Consider the following 17,457-nt stretch of genomic DNA (forward strand, 5'->3'; position numbering starts at 1 on the left):
TTATTATGAAGCTGTCTGATATCAAAAACGGCAATCTGTCCGCCGAGTGGGCAGAAAAGGGCTACGAGCTGCCCAAATTCGACATTGAGGCCGTCAAGGCCAAGACCCACGCCGAGCCCACTTGGGTGCACTTTGGTGCCGGCAACATCTTCCGTGCTTTCCCCGCTGCCGTGCTGAACGACGCACTGAACAGCGGCAAGTACGACCGCGGCGTCATCGTGGCCGAGAGCTTTGACTACGAGATCATCGACAAGGCTTACCAGCCCTACGATAACCTGAGCCTGCTGGTCTGCCTGAAGTCCACCGGCGAGATCGAGAAGAAGGTCATTGCCTCCGTCACCGAGAGCCTGAAGGCTGACTATTCCTTCGGCGCCGACTGGGCACGTCTGGTGGAGATCTTCCAGAACCCCAGCCTGCAGATGATCTCCTTCACCATCACCGAGAAGGGCTACGGCGTTGCTCCTGCTGACTTGGAGCGCGGCCTGACCCCCGTGCTGGCCATGGGCAAGGTCACCGCCCTGCTGTACGAGCGCTTCAAGGCAGGTAAGCTGCCCCTGACCGTGCAGAGCATGGATAACTGCTCCCACAACGGCGATAAGGTCAAGACCGCTGTCCACGCCTACGCTGCAAAGTGGGTGGAGCAGGGTCTGGTGCCCGCCGAGTTCCTGGCTTATGTGCAGGACGAGACCAAGATCACTTTCCCCTGGAGCATGATCGATAAGATCACCCCGCGCCCGGACGCAAAGGTGCAGGAGATGCTGGCAAAGGATGGCTTTGAGGACAACTATACCATCGTGACCGAGAAGCACACCTTCACCGCTCCCTTCGTCAACGCCGAGGAGACCCAGTACCTGTGCATCGAGGATCACTACACCAACGGTCGTCCTCCGCTGGAGCTGGGCGGCGTACTGTACTGCGACCGCGAGACCGTGGACAAGATCGAGAAGATGAAGGTCTGCACCTGCCTGAACCCCCTGCACACTGCCATGTCCATCTATGGCTGCATGCTGGGCTACACCCTCATCTCTGCCGAGATGGCAGACGAGGATCTGCGCTCCTTTATCCAGAAGATCGGCTATATCGAGGCTATGCCTGTGGTCGTTGATCCCGGCGTGCTGAACCCCTACGAGTTCATCGGCGCTGTCATCAACCGCCGTCTGCCCAACCCCTTCATGCCCGATGCTCCCCAGCGTATCGCTACCGATACCTCTCAGAAGCTGGCTATCCGCTTCGGCGAGACCATCAAGGCTTACGAGGAGCGCGGTCTGGACAAGTCCAACCTCGTGCTGATCCCGCTGGTGCTGGCAGGCTATGCCCGCTACCTGAAGGGCATCGACGACAACGGCCAGCCCTTCGAGATCTCTCCCGATCCGCTGCTGGCTGAGCTGCAGGCCATCGTCAACCCCTTGGAGGTCAAGGAAGGCGAGCAGGACTTCAGCTGCCTGAAGGCTCTGTACAGCCGTGCCGACGTGTTCGGCGTGGATCTGTATGCCGTCGGTCTGGGCGAAAAGATCGAGGGCATGGTCAAGGAGCTGTACGCCGGTAACGGCGCAGTGCGCAAGACCCTGCACAAGTACACCCTCGCCCGCTAAAACTTTATAACGCTATTTCCGTGCCCACGCTGCGCTTTTGCTTTGCCGTAGCGTGGGTTTTTGTTTTGTAAAAATTGTTATGTAAAAATAGACTCCCGGAGCGTCCGCAGACGCTCCGGGAGTTCGAAAAAACCATAATTGTTCCGCTATTCATGCGCAGAGCAAAGAGGAGCGCATGAAAAATCGTCACGGTGCCCTTATTTCCGGCAGTCGTGCAGGCTGGCGGCGGGCAGGGTGCTGCCCAGCAGGCTCCATGCGGCATCCATGCTCTCGTTCAGCAGATAGGCCTGATTCTTCTGGACATAGATGTACACCGCCTCTTTGGTGCGGTAGGCGCAGTACACGGTGTTCCAAGTGTAGCGGTTGGTGGGCTCGGCCTTGTTTTGCTCACCGGCCATCCAGACCGAAAGCCCGGCGGTGTCCAACTCCAGCCGGTAGAAGGGACGGGGCAGACCCAGCTTTTTGATCTGCTTGGAGAGGTTCGAAAAAAAGGTGCCGAAGTATACGGCGGGCAGACCGATGGCTACGATGGCCAGCACGGCGGTCAGCAGCCCGGCCCCCTCCCGCTTGCCGATCTGGCTCAGGCAGATGCCGGCACACACCAGCAGAATGGCGGTGAACACCGCCGGACGCTGCCAGCCCTTGTTGTGGCGCAGCAGGTCGAAAGATGCAAAATCGCGAAAGCCCTTTTCGTCCATCTGAACGGAAACGCAAACATTCTGGGTCATAAAGTTACCCTCCTTTTTGGGCATAGTACCACATTTACCGGCAAGAAGCAAGCAAAAGATGCACTGGCGGCGGTGCATCCGGCTTGCAAATCGCCCGCAAGGCGTGGTAGAATAAGGTACTATCTTGGGTGTATCTGAAAAGTCGAAAATTTAGTCTATTTCTACAAGCACAGCTGGATTTTGCGTTAAACAGCCTTGAAATCCACAAAGGATTCCTGCGGCTATTTGCCTTAAATCCCGCTTGTGCTTGCGAAATATTCGTCATTTTCTTTGTTTTCAGATACACCTTAACGAAAAGGGGGAAGCCTTGCATGGAAAAGCGCAACTGGAAGCGCAGCGTTACGCTCAAGCAGCGCATGGTGCTGTGTCTGGCAGCTTTTTTTGCTGCCTTTGCATTGCAGCTTGCCCTCAACGGCTATCAGGCACGGGCAGTGCAGCAGGTGCAGGACGACCAGATGAGCAACTTTAATGCCATCAGCCGCTTTCAGGGCGGCGTGGAAAGCTCCATCAGCATTCTGGAAGCGTACCGCTGGGAAAACGGCGAAACCGAGGAAATGCTGGAAAAGCTTCAGGCAGCCTGCTCCACCAGCAACGCATGGCTGTGGCGCATCCGATCCAATATGGACGGCTTGCAGAATGTCAGTGATGAACAGTGGGTGCTGTACGGTGCGGTGGAGACCACCTACGGCAGCTACAACACCCTGCTGGAGGAGCTGGAGAGCTATCTTTCCAGTGGGCAGGATGCAAAGGCATCCCAGCTGTACTACAACAAGGTCTCGGTCTGCGGCGGGTATCTGAGCCAGTACACCATGCAGCTGCTGAAAGCCTCGATTCTGGACGCCCAGACTACTTACACCGAGATCTCGGAGCTGGGCGAGCGGATCGCCCTGATGCAGATCGTGGTGGTGGCGCTGTGTGTGGCGCTGGGCTGTGCCTCCGGTCTGATGGTCATGCGGCTGCTGACCCCGGTCTCCCAGATGATCGTGGCTTCCCGCGCCATCAGCCGCAGCCAGTTCGATACCCCGGACATCCCGCTGCCCAAGCAGCCGGAGATCGGCCAGCTGGCGGAGTCCTTCAACCGCATGAAGCACTCCATGGCGCAGCAGGTGAACACCTTACAGGAGAAAAACGAGATCGAGCGGGAGCTGCACCGCCAAAAGACCGAGGCATTGGAACTGCAGAACCGCATGGAGCGCAGCCGGTTGCAGCAGCTGCGCAGCCAGATCGACCCGCATTTTCTGTTCAACACCCTGAACGTCATCCAGCAGATGGCGGGCACAGAGTCTGCCTACCGCACGCAGGCGCTCATTATGGCGCTTTCCCATCTGCTGCGTTACAGCCTGATGAGCAACGATGAGCAGGTGCCCCTCTCCCGGGAGGTGCGCGTTGTGGACGAGTACTATTCCATCTACCATGTGCGTTTTGGCGACCGGGTGCAGATGGAGTGGGCGTTCTCGGACTCGCTGGATCTGACCGAGACCATGGTGCCATCCTTTATCTTGCAGCCCATCGTGGAAAACGCCTTCAAGCATGGCATCTGCCCCAAGGAAGAGGGCGGCGTGGTGCGCATCCGCATGGTGCCCCTGTGGGAAAAAGGCCTGCTGTGCATCCGGGTGCTGGACAACGGCGTGGGCATTGAGCCGGAGCAGTTACAGCAGCTGCGCACGGCATTGGAACAGCCCGCACCCCGCTGGGAACATATCGGTATTTATAACGTGGCCGCCCGCCTGCGGCTGCTGGATGCCCGCTGCCGGGTGGTGGTGCGCTCCCGGCCGGGGCGGGGAACTGCGGTGATCCTGTATCTGCCGCTGGTGGAGAATGAGGAGGAATTTGAGGAATGATTCGTCTGTTGATCGCGGATGACGAGAGAATGGAGCGGGAAGCGCTGGCGGATATCGTCATGCGCCGGTTCGAGCATGAGGTGACGGTGGAGATGGCGGAAAACGGCCGCAAAGCCGCCGATACCGCTGTGCTCTGGGAAGCAGACCTGATTTTGATGGACATTGAGATGCCGGGCATGAACGGCTTGGATGCCGCCCGCGCGGTGCTGGAACAGCGCCCGGAGTGCAAGGTGATCTTTATCACGGCGTACAGCCTGTTCCAGTACGCCCACGAGGCGGTGCATCTGGGTGCCTGCGATTATCTGCTGAAGCCGGTGGATCCGGACGAGACCGAAGCGGCCATCCGCCGCGCCATCCGGCAAATTGAAGCCGGACGCCGCTTGGCCGAGCTGGCTGCGGAAGCCCCGGAGCCGGAAACCGTCCCGGAGCAGGAGACCGACCCCGCCGGGGAAGGGGAGAGCGACCGCAACGCACTGGTGATGGACCATGTGCGCAAGTATATGGAAGATAACTATATGGCCGACCTCTCGCTAGACAGCGTGAGCGAAATTTTGCACATCAGCCCGGCGTATCTTTCGGCACAGTTCAAAAAGTACCAGAAGATGAATTTTCTGGACTGTCTGACCGAGCTGCGCATCAACGCCGCCAAGGAGCTGCTGGCCGACCCCTTCCGCTCCGCAGCGGAGGTGGCCTCCATGGTGGGCTACGAGGATGCCAGCTACTTTGCCCGCGCCTTTAAAAAGCGCACCGGTATGACCCCCACCCAGTATCGGAAGGAAGCGGCAAAGGCGGCTCGGGAGGCGCGGCTGTGACCCGCCGTCAGCTGCTGCGTCTGCTTGCGGCAGCCCCGGCACTGGCAGTTACAGGCTGCACGGCGCAGTCTGCTTCTTCACAGCAGGAGAAGCCGCTCATCCTGCGCTATGCCGAGAACCAGCCGGAGGACTACCCTACCAGCAAGGCAGCAAAGGCCTTTGCCGAACTTGTGGCACAGCGCACGGATGGCCGGGTGAAGGTGCTGGTTTACAGCGGGGCAGAACTGGGCGCAGAGCAGAGCGTCATCCAGCAGATGCAGTTCGGCGGGGTTGATTTTTCCCGTGTATCTCTGAGCCAGCTGGCAGAGTACGAGCCGGAGCTCAGTGTATTGCAGCTGCCTTATTTGTACAGCGATGCCCAGCAGATGTGGCGGGTGCTGGACGGCGGCATCGGCGATGAGTTTCTGGCCATGCTGGATGGGATGGACTTAGTAGGGCTTTCGTGGTTCGACGCCGGCGTGCGCAGCTTCTACACCCGGGAAAAGGTGACAGGGCTGGATGACTTGCAGGGGCTGACCATCCGGGTGCAGGAGTCGGACATGATGAGCGACATGATCATCGCACTGGGCGCAAAGCCGGCGCAGGTGGTGTACAGCAAGGTGTATGCCGCCCTGCATAACGCCGAGATCGATGGCGCAGAGAACAACTGGCCCAGCTACGAGGTGATGGGGCACTACGAGGTAGCGCCCTTTTTCCTGAAGGACGAGCACACCCGTGTGCCGGAGGTGCAGCTGGCCAGCCCGGCGGTGATGGAAAAACTTGCCGCGCTGGACGAAAGCTTCCCAGAGGTGATCCGCGCCTGCGCCCGGGAGAGCGCACAGACAGAGCGGGAGCTCTGGGCGCGGCGGGAGGCGAACGCAGAGCAGAATATGCGCAAGCGGGGCATCTGCGTCACCGAACTGGACGAGGCCGAAAAAGCCCGCTTCCGCGCAGCGGTGCAGCCCATGTACGATGAATTCTCTGCCCAGCAGGAACTGATCGACCGGATACAGAAAAGCTGAAGAAAACACCCCGAGAAGTGCCCGGACGGACATTTGTCGGGGTGTTATTTTGTACTATAAATACAGGAATGTATCCAACTGGTCGGTAGTGTTGCACAAACAAGATAGAAAGTGATTGTGCAATATGGCAAAAACAATCTTGACATTCTTTCGAAAAACAGGACATTTTTTGAAAGCCCTTGTTTCATTTCGGAAAATTTGCTAAAGTGTGTACAGTCAATGAACGAAAGCTCCGGCACCTGTGCGCCCGGAGAAGTTCACAAATATTTTAAGGAGGACGATTCCTATGAAAATGATCTCTCGTCGTAGCTTTATGGCCGTTGCCGGTGCAGCTACCGCTGCTGTTGCTCTGACCGCCTGCGGTGGTTCCAAGAGCAATTCCACCTCTACCGCTGCTTCCACCTCTACCGCAGCTTCTGCTTCTGCTGCTGCCGGTGATGCAGCTGCTGCTGCCAACGATCCCAAGGTGACTCTGGTCTACGCCGAGGTCAACCCGCTGGATACCATCGTTGGTCAGACCGGTTCTCACTTCAAGGAGAAGGTCGAGGAGCTGAGCGGCGGTTCTGTGGTCGTCGATGTGCAGGCTTCCGGTGTTCTGGGCTCTGAGAACGACGTTCTGGATGCTATTCTGGGCGGCTCTACCTCCATTGATATCAGCCGTATCTCTGCTTTCGCTCTGACCAGCTACGGCTGCAACAAGTCTAAGCTCCTGTCCATCCCCTTCACCTTCAACAACCGTGCTCACTTCTGGAACTTTGCCAACAGCGATCTGGCTCCTGAGTTCTTGAACGAGCCCCAGGAGCTGGGCCTGCCCGTTCGCGGCCTGTTCTACGGCGAGGAGGGCTTCCGTCACTTCTTCACCGTCAAGCCCGTTGCAACCATCGATGACCTGAAGGGCATGAAGCTGCGTGTGTCCAACGACCCCGTTATGAACGGTATGGTCGAGGGTCTGGGCGCTAACCCCACCGTCGTTGCCTTCGGCGAGCTGTACAGCGCACTGCAGACCGGCGTTGTGGATGGCGCTGAGCAGCCCATCGCAAACTACAAGTCCAACGCCTTCCCCGAGGTTGCTAACAACCTGATTCTGGACGGCCACACTCTGGGCGCTGTTCAGGCTGTTATCACCGACAACGCATGGGGCAAGCTGACCGCTAACCAGCAGGCTGCTGTTATGGCTGCTGCTGCCGACACCCAGAAGTTCAACGCTGATCTGTCTGAGACCGCTGAGAACAAGGTTCTGGAAGAGCTGCGCTCCTCCGGCTGCAACGTTGTGGATGTGGACGACAAGACTCCCTGGCAGGAAGCTTGCGCCAAGGTCATCAAGGACAACACCTCTGATCAGGCTGAGCTGTACCAGAAGCTGCTGGACATGAAGGCATAATCTGGCTTTCCATCCAATCTAAGTAGTACATTGCCCGGCGGAGGCCCACGGGAATACGCCCGCAGGCTTCGCCGGGCTTTTATATGGAGGAATTTCTATGCCGAAAATCTTTACCACTCTGGATAAGATCAGACCGGCGTACGACTTTACCTACAAGGTGGTTCTGTTCATCTGCAAGATCCTGCTGATCGCAGATATCCTCATTACCACGATGTCGGTCATTGGCCGTTACGTCCCCTTTATCCCGGACCCCTCCTGGTCTGAGGAGGTCGTTCTGACCTGCATGAGTTACATGGCCGTGCTGAGCGCTGCGCTGGCCATCCGCCGCGGCGCACACATCCGCATGACTGCCTTTGATATGTACCTGCCCAAGAAAGTGGTCAAGGCGCTGGACATTTTGTCCGACGTGGCCGTGATGGTTCTTGGTGTGGTGATGATGGCGGTCGGCTGGAACTACGCCACCACGCTGGGCGGCCGTGGCTTCTATGTTTCCATGCCTTGGCTGAGCCGCTTCTGGATGTACTTCCCGGTGCCGCTGGCCGGTGTTGCCATGGTCATCTTCGAGATCGAGTCTCTGTATAACCATATCAAGAGCTTTTTTGTAAAGGAGGAAATGTAATATGACAGTTCAGACACTGGCGATCATTGTCCTTCTTGTCAGCTTCTTTGTTATGATCTTCCTGCGCTTCCCCATTGCATATGCCGTTGGTCTGTCCAGCGTGCTGTGCATGCTGGTGCAGGGTCAGGCACTGACCGACGTCTGCCGCCTGATGGTCAAGGGCATTTCTTCCTTCAGCCTGATGGCTGTACCGTTCTTCATCACCATGGGCGTGCTCATGGGCTCCGGCGGCATTTCTGAAAAGCTGATCGCACTGGCTGACGCCTGCGTGGGCTGGATGCGCGGCGGTATGGCCATGGTCAATATCGTGGCTTCCTACTTCTTCGGCGGCATTTCCGGTTCTGCTTCCGCCGATACCGCTTCCATCGGTTCCATCATGATCCCCATGATGGTGGATCAGGGCTACGGCGCAGACTTCTCCACCGCTGTTACCATCACCTCCTCCTGCGAGGGTCTGCTGGTTCCCCCCAGCCATAACATGGTCATCTACGCTACCACCGCCGGTGGTATCTCCGTGGGCAGCCTGTTCCTGGCCGGCTACCTGCCCGGCGCTCTGCTGGCCATCGTGCTGATGATCGGCTCCTACATCATCTCGGTCAAACGCAACTACCCCAAGGGTGATCCCTTCAGCATCAAGGCTTTTGTCAAGCAGCTGGGCACCTCCATCTGGGCACTGGCCGCTGTTATCATCGTGGTGTTCGGCGTTGTCGGCGGCGTGTTTACCGCTACCGAGTCCGCTGCTATCGCCGTTATCTACTCCCTGCTCGTTTCCGTGTTCGTCTATAAGGGTCTGGACTGGAAGGGCGTGTGGCACGCTCTGGACGAGTGCGTCAACACCCTGTCCATCGTGCTGATCCTGATCGCTACCTCTGCAGTGTTCGGCAACTGCCTGACCATGCTGCATGTGCCTGATCTGGCAGCAACCGCCATCACCGACCTCACCGATAACCCCTACATCATTGCACTGCTCATCGACCTGATCCTGCTGGTACTGGGCATGATCATGGATATGGCTCCCATCATCCTGATTGCTACCCCCATCCTGCTGCCCATCGCCACCTCCATCGGCATCGATCCCATCCAGTTCGGTATCATCGTGGTTCTGAACTGCGGCATCGGTCTGCTGACTCCTCCCGTTGGCTCCGTTCTGTTCATCGGCTCTGCCGTTGCAAAGCGCCCCATGGAGAAAGTGGTCAAGGCAACCCTGCCGTTCTACCTGTGCATGTTCGTTGCACTGCTGCTGCTGACCTACATCCCCGACATCAGCCTTGCTATCCCCAAGCTGCTGGGCGGTTACGTCAGCCCCATCACAAACCCGCTGGGTCCTGTGTTCATCCACTAAGCGCAGCATAAGGGAATACCCCTTGCATCTATAAGACCGGAGCTTGTCAGCCCTTTGGGCTGCGGGCCCCGGTCTTTTTGCGTGTGCACCAAAATGCGGATAGCTTGCACGGCGGGGAACACTATGATACAATAAAGTGTATAGAAGCTGGGAAGGGGAGAGAACACTATGGAGCAAAAACGCCTGTGTCCGTTCTGCATTGGGGAGCTGCCGCCTGCGGCGACCGTCTGCCCCCATTGCGGGAAGATTCTGGAGGGGTGCAACCCGGCGGGCTGTCTGCCGGTGGGTACGGTGCTGGCTGGGCGCTACACCGTGGGCGAGATGCGCAGTCTGGACGGCGAAGGCGTGCTGTACAGCGGCGTGGAGAATCTGGGCGGTTTCCGGGTGACCATCAAGGAGTACCTGCCCGTCACCCTTTCTGCGGAGCGGGGTGCGGACTGCATCCTGCGCCCCAAGCAGGGGAGCGAGGTACTGTTCAAGACTACCCGCATGGACTTTGCAGACCTGTACCGCGCCATCCAACGCATTACCCCCGCCAGCGGTCTGGAGGCCGTGCTGGACGTGGTGGAGGCCAACAACACCGTGTATGCGGTGCTGGAAAATTTAGGCGGCACCCCGCTGGAGCAGTGGCTGGCAAACCGTCCCGCCCCGGTGCGGGCAGAGGATGCCTGCGCCATGCTGCGCCCGGTGTTTGAGGGCGTGGCGGCCATGCACAAGGCAGGGCTGGTGCACCGCGGCATCTGCCCGGAGAATATCCGGGTAATGGCAGATGGCCGCTGCCGTCTGGCCGGGTATGCCACCGTGGGTCTGCGCACCGCAGGCAGCGGCCTGCACGAGCAGCTGTACGAGGGCTACTCCGCGCCGGAGCAGTACACCACCGCTGAGTTTGAGGGGCGCTACACCGATGAGTACAGCCTTGCCGCCGTCTTTTACCGCATGGTGTGCGGGCAGGCACCCATGCCCGCTGCTCAGCGCGTGGTGTCGGACTCCAACCCCCGGGCACGCACCGTAGAGCCTGCCGTACCGGCCTACGTCTCCGATGTATTGCAGCTGGGGCTGCGGCTCAAGGTCATGGAGCGCATCCAGACTGTGCCGCAGCTGTATCAGGCACTTTCTTCCAAGGAATATACCGCAGAGCTGACCCGCACCATGAAGCCGGAGACCCCGATGCATCCGGTGCGGGCAGAGCAGAGCGGGCAGGGCAGGGAACATCTGCTCAGTTTGAAGGGGCTGCTGGCGGGCATCCTGATCCTGCTTTCCGTTCTGATCTTGCTCACCCTGTGGGGCATCGTGAGCAGCAAGGAGGAACAAACTCCCTCTTCGGAGCCGAGCTCGGAAGCTGCCAGCAGCGAGGAAATGAAGCCCCAGAATCTTGTGCCCAACTTTGTGGGCATCGATTATGAGCAGATCAAGAATAACCGCGAGTACACCAGTATGTACCTGTTCCGGGCGGTGCTGGAGTACAGCGATACCGTGCCCTCCGGGCAGGTCATCCGGCAGGAGCCGGAGGCCGGTGAGGTGATGGAGAACGGCGAGGTGATCCAGATCGTGGTCAGTCAGGGCCCGGAGAAGGTGGAGATGCCCAAGATCATCGGTGCATCGCAGGATAAGGCCATTGAGATATTGAGCAGCCGGGGGCTTGTGGCCAGCTGCTTTATGGTGGTGAACGATGGCTCCTACGCCACGGGCTGCGTGGTCTCTGCCAGTGAGGAAGAGGGCGCCATGGTCACGGTGGGTACGGTGATCACCATATATATCGCCGCAGACCCCAGTGTGCAGATCACCGCCACCCCGGAAGAACCTGCCGCTACCGAGCCTACCACCCCGGAAACGCCCCCGGAGGGCGGCACAGAGCCGGAATACGATACCGATTAAAAAATAAAAGCAGAAGCGGGAGCCTTGCAACGGGCTCCCGCTTCTGCTTGTTTAGGATAGGAAAGAGAATGGCGAATTAAAGATTGGTGTAGCCCATCAGGCAGCGGTCTACCTCGGCGGCGCAATCGCGGCCCTCGCGCAGACCCCACACCACAAGGCTCTGGCCGCGGCGCATATCGCCGCAGACGAACACCTTGTCCACATTGGTCTTAAAGTTGTGGTCGGCTACATTGCCCCGGGCGGTCAGTTCCACACCAAAGGCATCGGCTGTGTAGTTTTCGCAGCCGGTAAAGCCTGCGGCGATAAACGCCAGCTGGCAGTCGTAGGTAAATTCTTTGCCGGTGGGCACCATGCTGGTGCGGCCGGTCTCGGGGTCGCGCTCCGGCTTCAGGCAGCTGATGACGGCACCGGTCAGGTTGCCGGCGTCATCCTTCAAAAACTCCTTGACGGTGGTCTGATACACGCGCGGGTCCTTGCCGAACTTGGCGATGCACTCGGTCTGGCCGTAGTCCACCTTCAGCACCCGGGGCCACTCCGGCCACGGGTTTGCAGCGGTGCGCTGGACAGGGGGCTGCGGCATCATTTCCAGCGCCATCAGGTCGGTGCAGCCCTGCCGCAGGGCAGTGCCCTGACAGTCGTTGCCGGTGTCGCCGCCGCCGATGACCAGCACGTTTTTACCGGCTGCGTTGATGGCTCTGCCGTCTGCAAAACCCGAGTCCAGCAGGCTCTTGGTCACGCTGGTCAGGTAGTCCACCGCAAAGTGCACGCCCTTGGCGTCCCGGCCGGGCACGTTCAGGTCCCGGGGCTTTTTGGCACCGCAGCACAGCACCACGGCATCAAAATCAGCCAGCAGCTGCTCGGCGGGCACTGCACCGCCTACGTCCATGCCGGTGCGGAACACAACACCCTCGGCCTGCATCAGCTTGACCCGGCGCTCAATGACTGCTTTGTCCAGCTTCATGTTGGGGATGCCGTACATCAGCAGACCGCCCACACGGTCGGCGCGCTCAAACACCGTAACGGCGTGGCCGCGCTTGTTCAGGTACTCGGCCACCGAAAGCCCTGAAGGGCCACTGCCCACCACGGCAACGCTCTTGCCGGTGCGGGTCGGCGGCGGGGTGGCGGTAAGCCAGTTTTTGGCGTAGGCCGTCTCGATGATGGCGTGCTCGTTTTCGCGCACGGTGACGCTGCTGCCGGTCACATCCCCGCAGGTGCAGGCGGCCTCGCACAGGGCGGGGCACACCCGGCTGGTAAACTCCGGGAAGCGGTTGGTGGCCATCAGGCGGTGGAGCGCAAGCTCCCACTTGCCGTGGTACACCAGATCGTTCCACTCCGGGATGAGGTTGTTCAGCGGACAGCCGGAGGCCATGCCGCCGATCATCATGCCCGCCTGACAGAAGGGCACGCCGCAATCCATGCAGCGGGCGGCCTGCGTCTGCTGCTGCTCCCGCGAGAGCCAGATGTGGAACTCGTTAAAATTTTCAAGGCGCTCCAGCGGCGCAACGTCCGTGCTGGTCTTGCGCGCATAATCCATAAATCCTGTTGTCTTACCCATGCTGCTGCCCCTCCTTACTTATGCTTCTGCACTGCATAGAATGCTTCGATCTGTGCCTGCTCGCCGTCCAGACCACGCTCCTCTACCGAGGCGATGACCCGCAGCATACGGTCGTAATCGTAAGGCAGCACCTTTTTGAATTTGGGCAGGAACGCACTGAAATTATCCAGGATCTCTTTGCCGCGCGGAGAGCCGGTGGCTTCCACATGGGCGCGGATCAGCTCCTTCAGGGTGGCAACATCGTACTTATGTTCCACCGGCTCAAGGCTGACGGTCTCCTTGTTCACCCGCTGGTAGAAGTCCCAGTTCTCGTCCAGCACATAGGCAATGCCGCCGGTCATACCGGCTGCAAAGTTCTTGCCGGTCTGTCCCAGCACCACCACGGTGCCGCCGGTCATGTACTCGCAGCCGTGGTCGCCCACGCCCTCTACAACGGCGGTCGCGCCGCTGTTGCGCACGCAGAAGCGCTCACCGGCCACGCCGGAGATGAACGCCTTGCCACTGGTAGCGCCGTACAGCGCCACGTTGCCAGTGATGATGTTCTCCTCGGGCTTGAAGTCGATGCCCTGCGGCGGGCGCACAACGATCTTGCCGCCGGAAAGGCCCTTGCCCATGTAGTCGTTGCAGTCGCCCACCAGTTCCAGCGTCAGGCCATTGGGGATAAAGGCGCCAAAGCTCTGACCGCCTGCACCGGTGCAGTGCACGGTGTACACATCATCCGGCAGGTCGTTGCCGTATTTGCGGGTGATCTCGCTGCCAAAGATGGCACCAAAGGCGCGGTCCACGTTGGAAACATTCAGGCTGACGTTCTGGGAAGCTTTGCTGCCCAGCTTGAACTTCTTCATCAGCACCTTCATGTCCAGCGTGTTTTCCAGATGGAAGTCGTAGCTGTCCTCCTTGATAAAGTGGACGTTGCTGTTTGCAATGGCGGGGTTGTGCAGGATGCAGTCCAGATCCAGCTCCGCTGCACGGCTGCCCGGGGCGGCGGGCTTGACCCGCAGCAGGTCGGTGCGGCCTACCAGCTCGTCCACGGTGCGCACGCCCAGCTTTGCCATGTACTCCCGCAGCTCCTCGGCCACAAAGGTAAGGTAGTTGATGATGTACTCCGGCTTGCCCTTGAAGTTCTTGCGCAGCTCGGGGTTCTGGGTGCAGATGCCCATGGGGCAGGTGTCCAGATTGCACACGCGCATCATCACACAGCCCTCGGCCATCAGCAGGGTAGTGCCGAAGCCGAACTCCTCTGCGCCCAGCATGCAGCTGATGGCTACATCCCGGCCGGACAGCAGCTTGGAGTCACTCTCAATGCGCACGCGGGTGCGCAGGCCGTTCAGGATCAGGGTCTGGTGGGTCTCGGCGATGCCCAGCTCCCAAGGCAGACCGGCGTGCTTGATGGAGGTGCGGGGCGCAGCACCGGTGCCGCCGTCATAGCCGGACACCAGAATGACCTGTGCGCCGCCCTTGGCAACACCGGCGGCAATGGTGCCCACACCGGCCTCGCTGACCAGCTTGACGTTGATGTTAGCGCTGCGGTTGGCGTTTTTCAAATCGTAGATCAGCTCTGCCAGATCCTCGATGGAATAGATATCGTGGTGGGGCGGGGGAGAGATCAGGCCCACGCCGGTGGTGCTGTGGCGGGTCTTGGCGATCCACGGATACACCTTGGCACCGGGCAGGTTGCCGCCCTCACCGGGCTTTGCGCCCTGTGCCAGCTTGATCTGGATCTCCTCGGCGCTGACCAGATACTTGCTGGTCACGCCAAAGCGGGCAGAGGCCACCTGCTTGATCTTGGAATTGCTCTCGCTGTGGTAACGCTCCTCAGGCTCGCCGCCCTCGCCGGTATTACTGCGCCCGCCCAGACGGTTCAGGGCGATGGCAATGGTCTCGTGCGCCTCACTGCTCAGTGCGCCGTAGCTCATGGCAGCGCCCTTGAACCGCTTGACGATGCTGGAGACCGGCTCTACTTCTTCCAGCGGGATGCCGCCGTCTGCGGCGTAGTTGAAGTCCAGCAGGCTGCGCAGGTGCACGCCCTCGGCACCCATGTTGTCCACCGTCTGGGTGAACTGCTTGAAGGTGGCGTAATCGCCGGTGCGGCAGGCTTTCTGGAACAGATGAATGGTCTGGGGGTTGAACAGGTGCTCTTCCTTGCCGCTGCGGAACTTGTGGGCACCGCTGTCGGCCAGCTCCATGTTGATATCCAGCCCCAGCGGGTCAAAGGCGGCGTTATGCAGCGCTTCCACATCGGCCTGAATGTCTGCCATGCTGATGCCGCCCACGCGGCTCACCGTGCCGGTGAAGTATTTGTCGATGACCTCCTTCGAGATGCCCACAGCCTCAAAGATCTGGCTGCTCTGGTAGCTCTGGATGGTGGAAATGCCCATCTTGGAGGCAATCTTCACGATGCCGTTGAGGATGGCGTTGTCGTAGTCCTGCACGGCGGCGTAATAGTCCTTGTCCAGCAGACCCTCGTCGATCAGCTGTCCAATGGTCTCGTGCGCCAGATAGGGGTTGATGGCGCAGGCACCGTAGCCCAGCAGGGTGGCAAAGTGGTGCACCTCCCGGGGTTCGGCGCTTTCCAAAATCAGCGCCAGTGCGGTGCTCTTTTTGGTGCGGATGAGGTACTGGGACACTGCCGAAACAGCCAGCAGGCTGGGGATGGTCACATGGTATTCATCCACGTCACGGTCAGACAGGATGATGATGTTCGCACCCTCCTTATAGGCGCGGTCGACTTCCAGAAATACCCGGTCGATGGCCTTTTCCAGACTGGTGTTCTTGTAGTAGTTGATGGACACCGTAGCCACCTTGAAGCCCGGCACGTTCATGTACTTGATCTTCAACAGGTCGGTGTTGGTCAGGATGGGGTTGTGCACCTTGAGCACTTTGCAGTTCTCCGGCTTATCCTCCAGCAGATTGCCGTGGGCACCGATGTAAACGCTGGTGGAGGTGACCACCTTTTCCCGGATGGCGTCAATGGGCGGGTTCGTCACCTGCGCGAACCGCTGCTTGAAGTAGTTGAACAGCGGGGGATGCTGGCTGCTGAGCACGGCAAGCGGGGTGTCGGTACCCATGGCACCGGAGGGCTCTGCGCCCGCCCGCGCCATGGCAAGGATCATAGTGTTCACGTCCTCGTACTTGTAGCCGAACACCTTCTGCAGCCGGGTCAGCTGCTCGCCGGTGTAGCTTTCCACCTTCACGTTGGGGATCTTCAGCCCGCTCAGCTGCACCAGATTGCGATCGATCCACTCGCCGTAGGGCTCACGGCTGGCGTAAAGCTCCTTCAGCTTTTCATCGTCCACCACCTCGCCCTTGACGGTATCCACCAGCAGCATCTTGCCGGGACGCAGGCGCTCCTTGACCAGAATATTCTCCGGGTCGCATTCCAGCACGCCCACCTCAGAGGACAGGATCATGCGTCCGTCCTTGGTGATGTAGTAGCGGCTGGGGCGCAGACCGTTGCGATCCAGCACTGCGCCCATCACGTCACCATCCGAGAACAGGATGGCGGCGGGGCCGTCCCACGGCTCCAGCATGGTGGCGTAGTACTGGTAGAAATCCCGCTTTTTCTGGCTGATATTCTTGTTATTCTCCCACGGCTCGGGGATGGTGATCATCACGGCCAGCGGCAGGTCCATGCCGTTCATCACCATAAATTCCAGAGTGTTGTCCAGCATGGCAGAGTCCGAACCGGAGGTGTTGATGATGGGCAGGATCTTGTTCATGTCGTCCTGAAGAATGGGGCTGGAGATGCTCTCCTCGCGCGCCAGCATGGCGTCGGTGTTGCCCTTGATGGTGTTGATCTCGCCGTTGTGCAGGATAAAGCGGTTGGGGTGTGCACGCATCCAGCTGGGGTTGGTGTTGGTAGAAAAGCGGCTGTGCACCATGCCAATGGCGGACTCATAGTCCGGGTCCTGCAAGTCGGCATAGAAGCGGCGCAGGTCGTGCACGAGGAACATACCCTTGTACACGATGGTGCGGCTGGACAGGCTGGGCACATAGGTGCCGTTGCTGGCCTGCTCGAACACGCGGCGCACGATGTACAGGCGGCGGTCAAACTCAATGCCCTTGCTTACCTTGGCGGGCTTTTTGATGAAGCACTGCCAGATGGCGGGCATGCAGTCCCGCGCCTTCTGACCCACGGCATCGGGGTCCACGGGCACCTCGCGCCATGCCAGAAACTCCAGTCCCTCCTTGCGGGTGACCACCTCGAACAGCTTCATGGCCTGTGCCCGCAGGTGCTCGTTCTGGGGGAAGAAGAACATGCCCACGCCGTACTCCCGCTCGTTGCCCAGCCGGATGTTCAGCTCCTCGGCAACCTTGGAGAAGAACTTGTGGCTGATCTGCAGCAGGATGCCCACGCCATCGCCGGTCTTACCCTCGGCGTCCTTACCGGCGCGGTGCTCCAGCCGCTCCACGATGGACAGTGCATCGTCCACCGTCTGGTGGCTTTTACGTCCCTTGATGTCCACCACAGCGCCGATGCCGCAGGCATCGTGCTCGAACTGTGGGTCGTACAGACCAAGGGTGGTTTTCTGCTCTGTAAAGTTTTCCATAGTCTTTCCCATCCTTTTTACTTGTTTACCGGGGGCTGCGGCACCCTCCGCAGCTTTTTATCCCCTGCAAAAAGAAAAAAGCGCCCCGCAAGGGCACAGGATGCCCCTGCGGAACGCCTTTGTTCCGATACCTGATATTATACAGATTCCTGAAAAATTTT

General features: G+C 59.6%; 11 protein-coding genes. 8 read left to right on the forward strand and 3 right to left on the reverse strand.

What is annotated here, in order from left to right; all coding sequences use genetic code 11:
• Nucleotides 1-5: 5 nt before the first annotated feature.
• Nucleotides 6-1,592: a mannitol dehydrogenase family protein gene (locus MTP36_RS06450; RefSeq protein ID WP_055184988.1), complete on the forward strand. Its 1,587-nt coding sequence runs from the start codon at nt 6-8 to the stop codon at nt 1,590-1,592.
• A gap of 197 nt (nt 1,593-1,789) precedes the next feature.
• Here MTP36_RS06450 and MTP36_RS06455 read toward each other — a convergent pair whose 3' ends face one another.
• Nucleotides 1,790-2,320, reverse strand: a complete 531-nt coding sequence (locus tag MTP36_RS06455; RefSeq protein WP_249254189.1) for a YcxB family protein — start codon at nt 2,318-2,320, stop codon at nt 1,790-1,792.
• Between the two features lie 311 nt (nt 2,321-2,631).
• Here MTP36_RS06455 and MTP36_RS06460 point away from each other — a divergent pair, with 311 nt between their 5' ends.
• The 7 genes from MTP36_RS06460 (at nt 2,632) to MTP36_RS06490 (ending at nt 11,191) form a co-directional block, all read left to right on the forward strand.
• A complete protein-coding gene (locus MTP36_RS06460; RefSeq protein ID WP_249254190.1) occupies nt 2,632-4,161 on the forward strand; it encodes a sensor histidine kinase in 1,530 nt (509 codons plus the stop codon).
• Nucleotides 4,158-4,973 (forward strand): response regulator transcription factor, encoded by an 816-nt coding sequence (locus MTP36_RS06465; RefSeq protein ID WP_249254191.1) that lies wholly within the window; start codon nt 4,158-4,160, stop codon nt 4,971-4,973. Before MTP36_RS06460 ends, MTP36_RS06465 begins: the two co-directional genes overlap by 4 nt.
• Nucleotides 4,970-5,974, forward strand: coding sequence for a TRAP transporter substrate-binding protein (locus tag MTP36_RS06470; protein WP_249254192.1), 1,005 nt, complete (start codon nt 4,970-4,972; stop codon nt 5,972-5,974). Before MTP36_RS06465 ends, MTP36_RS06470 begins: the two co-directional genes overlap by 4 nt.
• A gap of 286 nt (nt 5,975-6,260) precedes the next feature.
• Nucleotides 6,261-7,355: a TRAP transporter substrate-binding protein gene (locus tag MTP36_RS06475; protein WP_249254193.1), complete on the forward strand. Its 1,095-nt coding sequence runs from the start codon at nt 6,261-6,263 to the stop codon at nt 7,353-7,355.
• A 97-nt stretch (nt 7,356-7,452) separates the two neighbouring features.
• Nucleotides 7,453-7,974, forward strand: a complete 522-nt coding sequence (locus MTP36_RS06480) for a TRAP transporter small permease (protein WP_117553410.1) — start codon at nt 7,453-7,455, stop codon at nt 7,972-7,974.
• Nucleotide 7,975: 1 nt separating this feature from the next.
• The gene (locus tag MTP36_RS06485; protein WP_118657387.1) at nt 7,976-9,316 is read left to right on the forward strand and encodes a TRAP transporter large permease; all 1,341 of its coding nucleotides are present in this window, start codon (nt 7,976-7,978) and stop codon (nt 9,314-9,316) included.
• A gap of 168 nt (nt 9,317-9,484) precedes the next feature.
• Complete coding sequence (locus MTP36_RS06490; RefSeq protein ID WP_249254196.1) at nt 9,485-11,191, forward strand: PASTA domain-containing protein; 1,707 nt, start codon at nt 9,485-9,487, stop codon at nt 11,189-11,191.
• Nucleotides 11,192-11,267: 76 nt separating this feature from the next.
• Here MTP36_RS06490 and MTP36_RS06495 read toward each other — a convergent pair whose 3' ends face one another.
• A complete protein-coding gene (locus tag MTP36_RS06495) occupies nt 11,268-12,746 on the reverse strand; it encodes a glutamate synthase subunit beta (protein WP_249254197.1) in 1,479 nt (492 codons plus the stop codon).
• A 14-nt stretch (nt 12,747-12,760) separates the two neighbouring features.
• A complete protein-coding gene (gene gltB / locus MTP36_RS06500; RefSeq protein WP_249254198.1) occupies nt 12,761-17,296 on the reverse strand; it encodes a glutamate synthase large subunit in 4,536 nt (1,511 codons plus the stop codon).
• Between the last annotated feature and the right edge of the window lie 161 nt (nt 17,297-17,457).

The sequence above is a fragment of the Faecalibacterium sp. I4-1-79 genome, assembly GCF_023347235.1.
Lineage (GTDB): Bacteria > Bacillota > Clostridia > Oscillospirales > Ruminococcaceae > Faecalibacterium > Faecalibacterium tardum.

What these genes read in the sequence shown, in the direction of transcription:
- MTP36_RS06450 (WP_055184988.1), top strand. Translation starts at nt 6, where the DNA reads ATGAAGCTGTCTGATATCAAAAACGGCAATCTGTCCGCCGAGTGGGCA.
- MTP36_RS06455 (WP_249254189.1), bottom strand. Translation starts at nt 2,320, where the DNA reads ATGACCCAGAATGTTTGCGTTTCCGTTCAGATGGACGAAAAGGGCTTT.
- MTP36_RS06460 (WP_249254190.1), top strand. Translation starts at nt 2,632, where the DNA reads ATGGAAAAGCGCAACTGGAAGCGCAGCGTTACGCTCAAGCAGCGCATG.
- MTP36_RS06465 (WP_249254191.1), top strand. Translation starts at nt 4,158, where the DNA reads ATGATTCGTCTGTTGATCGCGGATGACGAGAGAATGGAGCGGGAAGCG.
- MTP36_RS06475 (WP_249254193.1), top strand. Translation starts at nt 6,261, where the DNA reads ATGAAAATGATCTCTCGTCGTAGCTTTATGGCCGTTGCCGGTGCAGCT.
- MTP36_RS06480 (WP_117553410.1), top strand. Translation starts at nt 7,453, where the DNA reads ATGCCGAAAATCTTTACCACTCTGGATAAGATCAGACCGGCGTACGAC.
- MTP36_RS06485 (WP_118657387.1), top strand. Translation starts at nt 7,976, where the DNA reads ATGACAGTTCAGACACTGGCGATCATTGTCCTTCTTGTCAGCTTCTTT.
- MTP36_RS06490 (WP_249254196.1), top strand. Translation starts at nt 9,485, where the DNA reads ATGGAGCAAAAACGCCTGTGTCCGTTCTGCATTGGGGAGCTGCCGCCT.
- MTP36_RS06495 (WP_249254197.1), bottom strand. Translation starts at nt 12,746, where the DNA reads ATGGGTAAGACAACAGGATTTATGGATTATGCGCGCAAGACCAGCACG.
- gltB (WP_249254198.1), bottom strand. Translation starts at nt 17,296, where the DNA reads ATGGAAAACTTTACAGAGCAGAAAACCACCCTTGGTCTGTACGACCCA.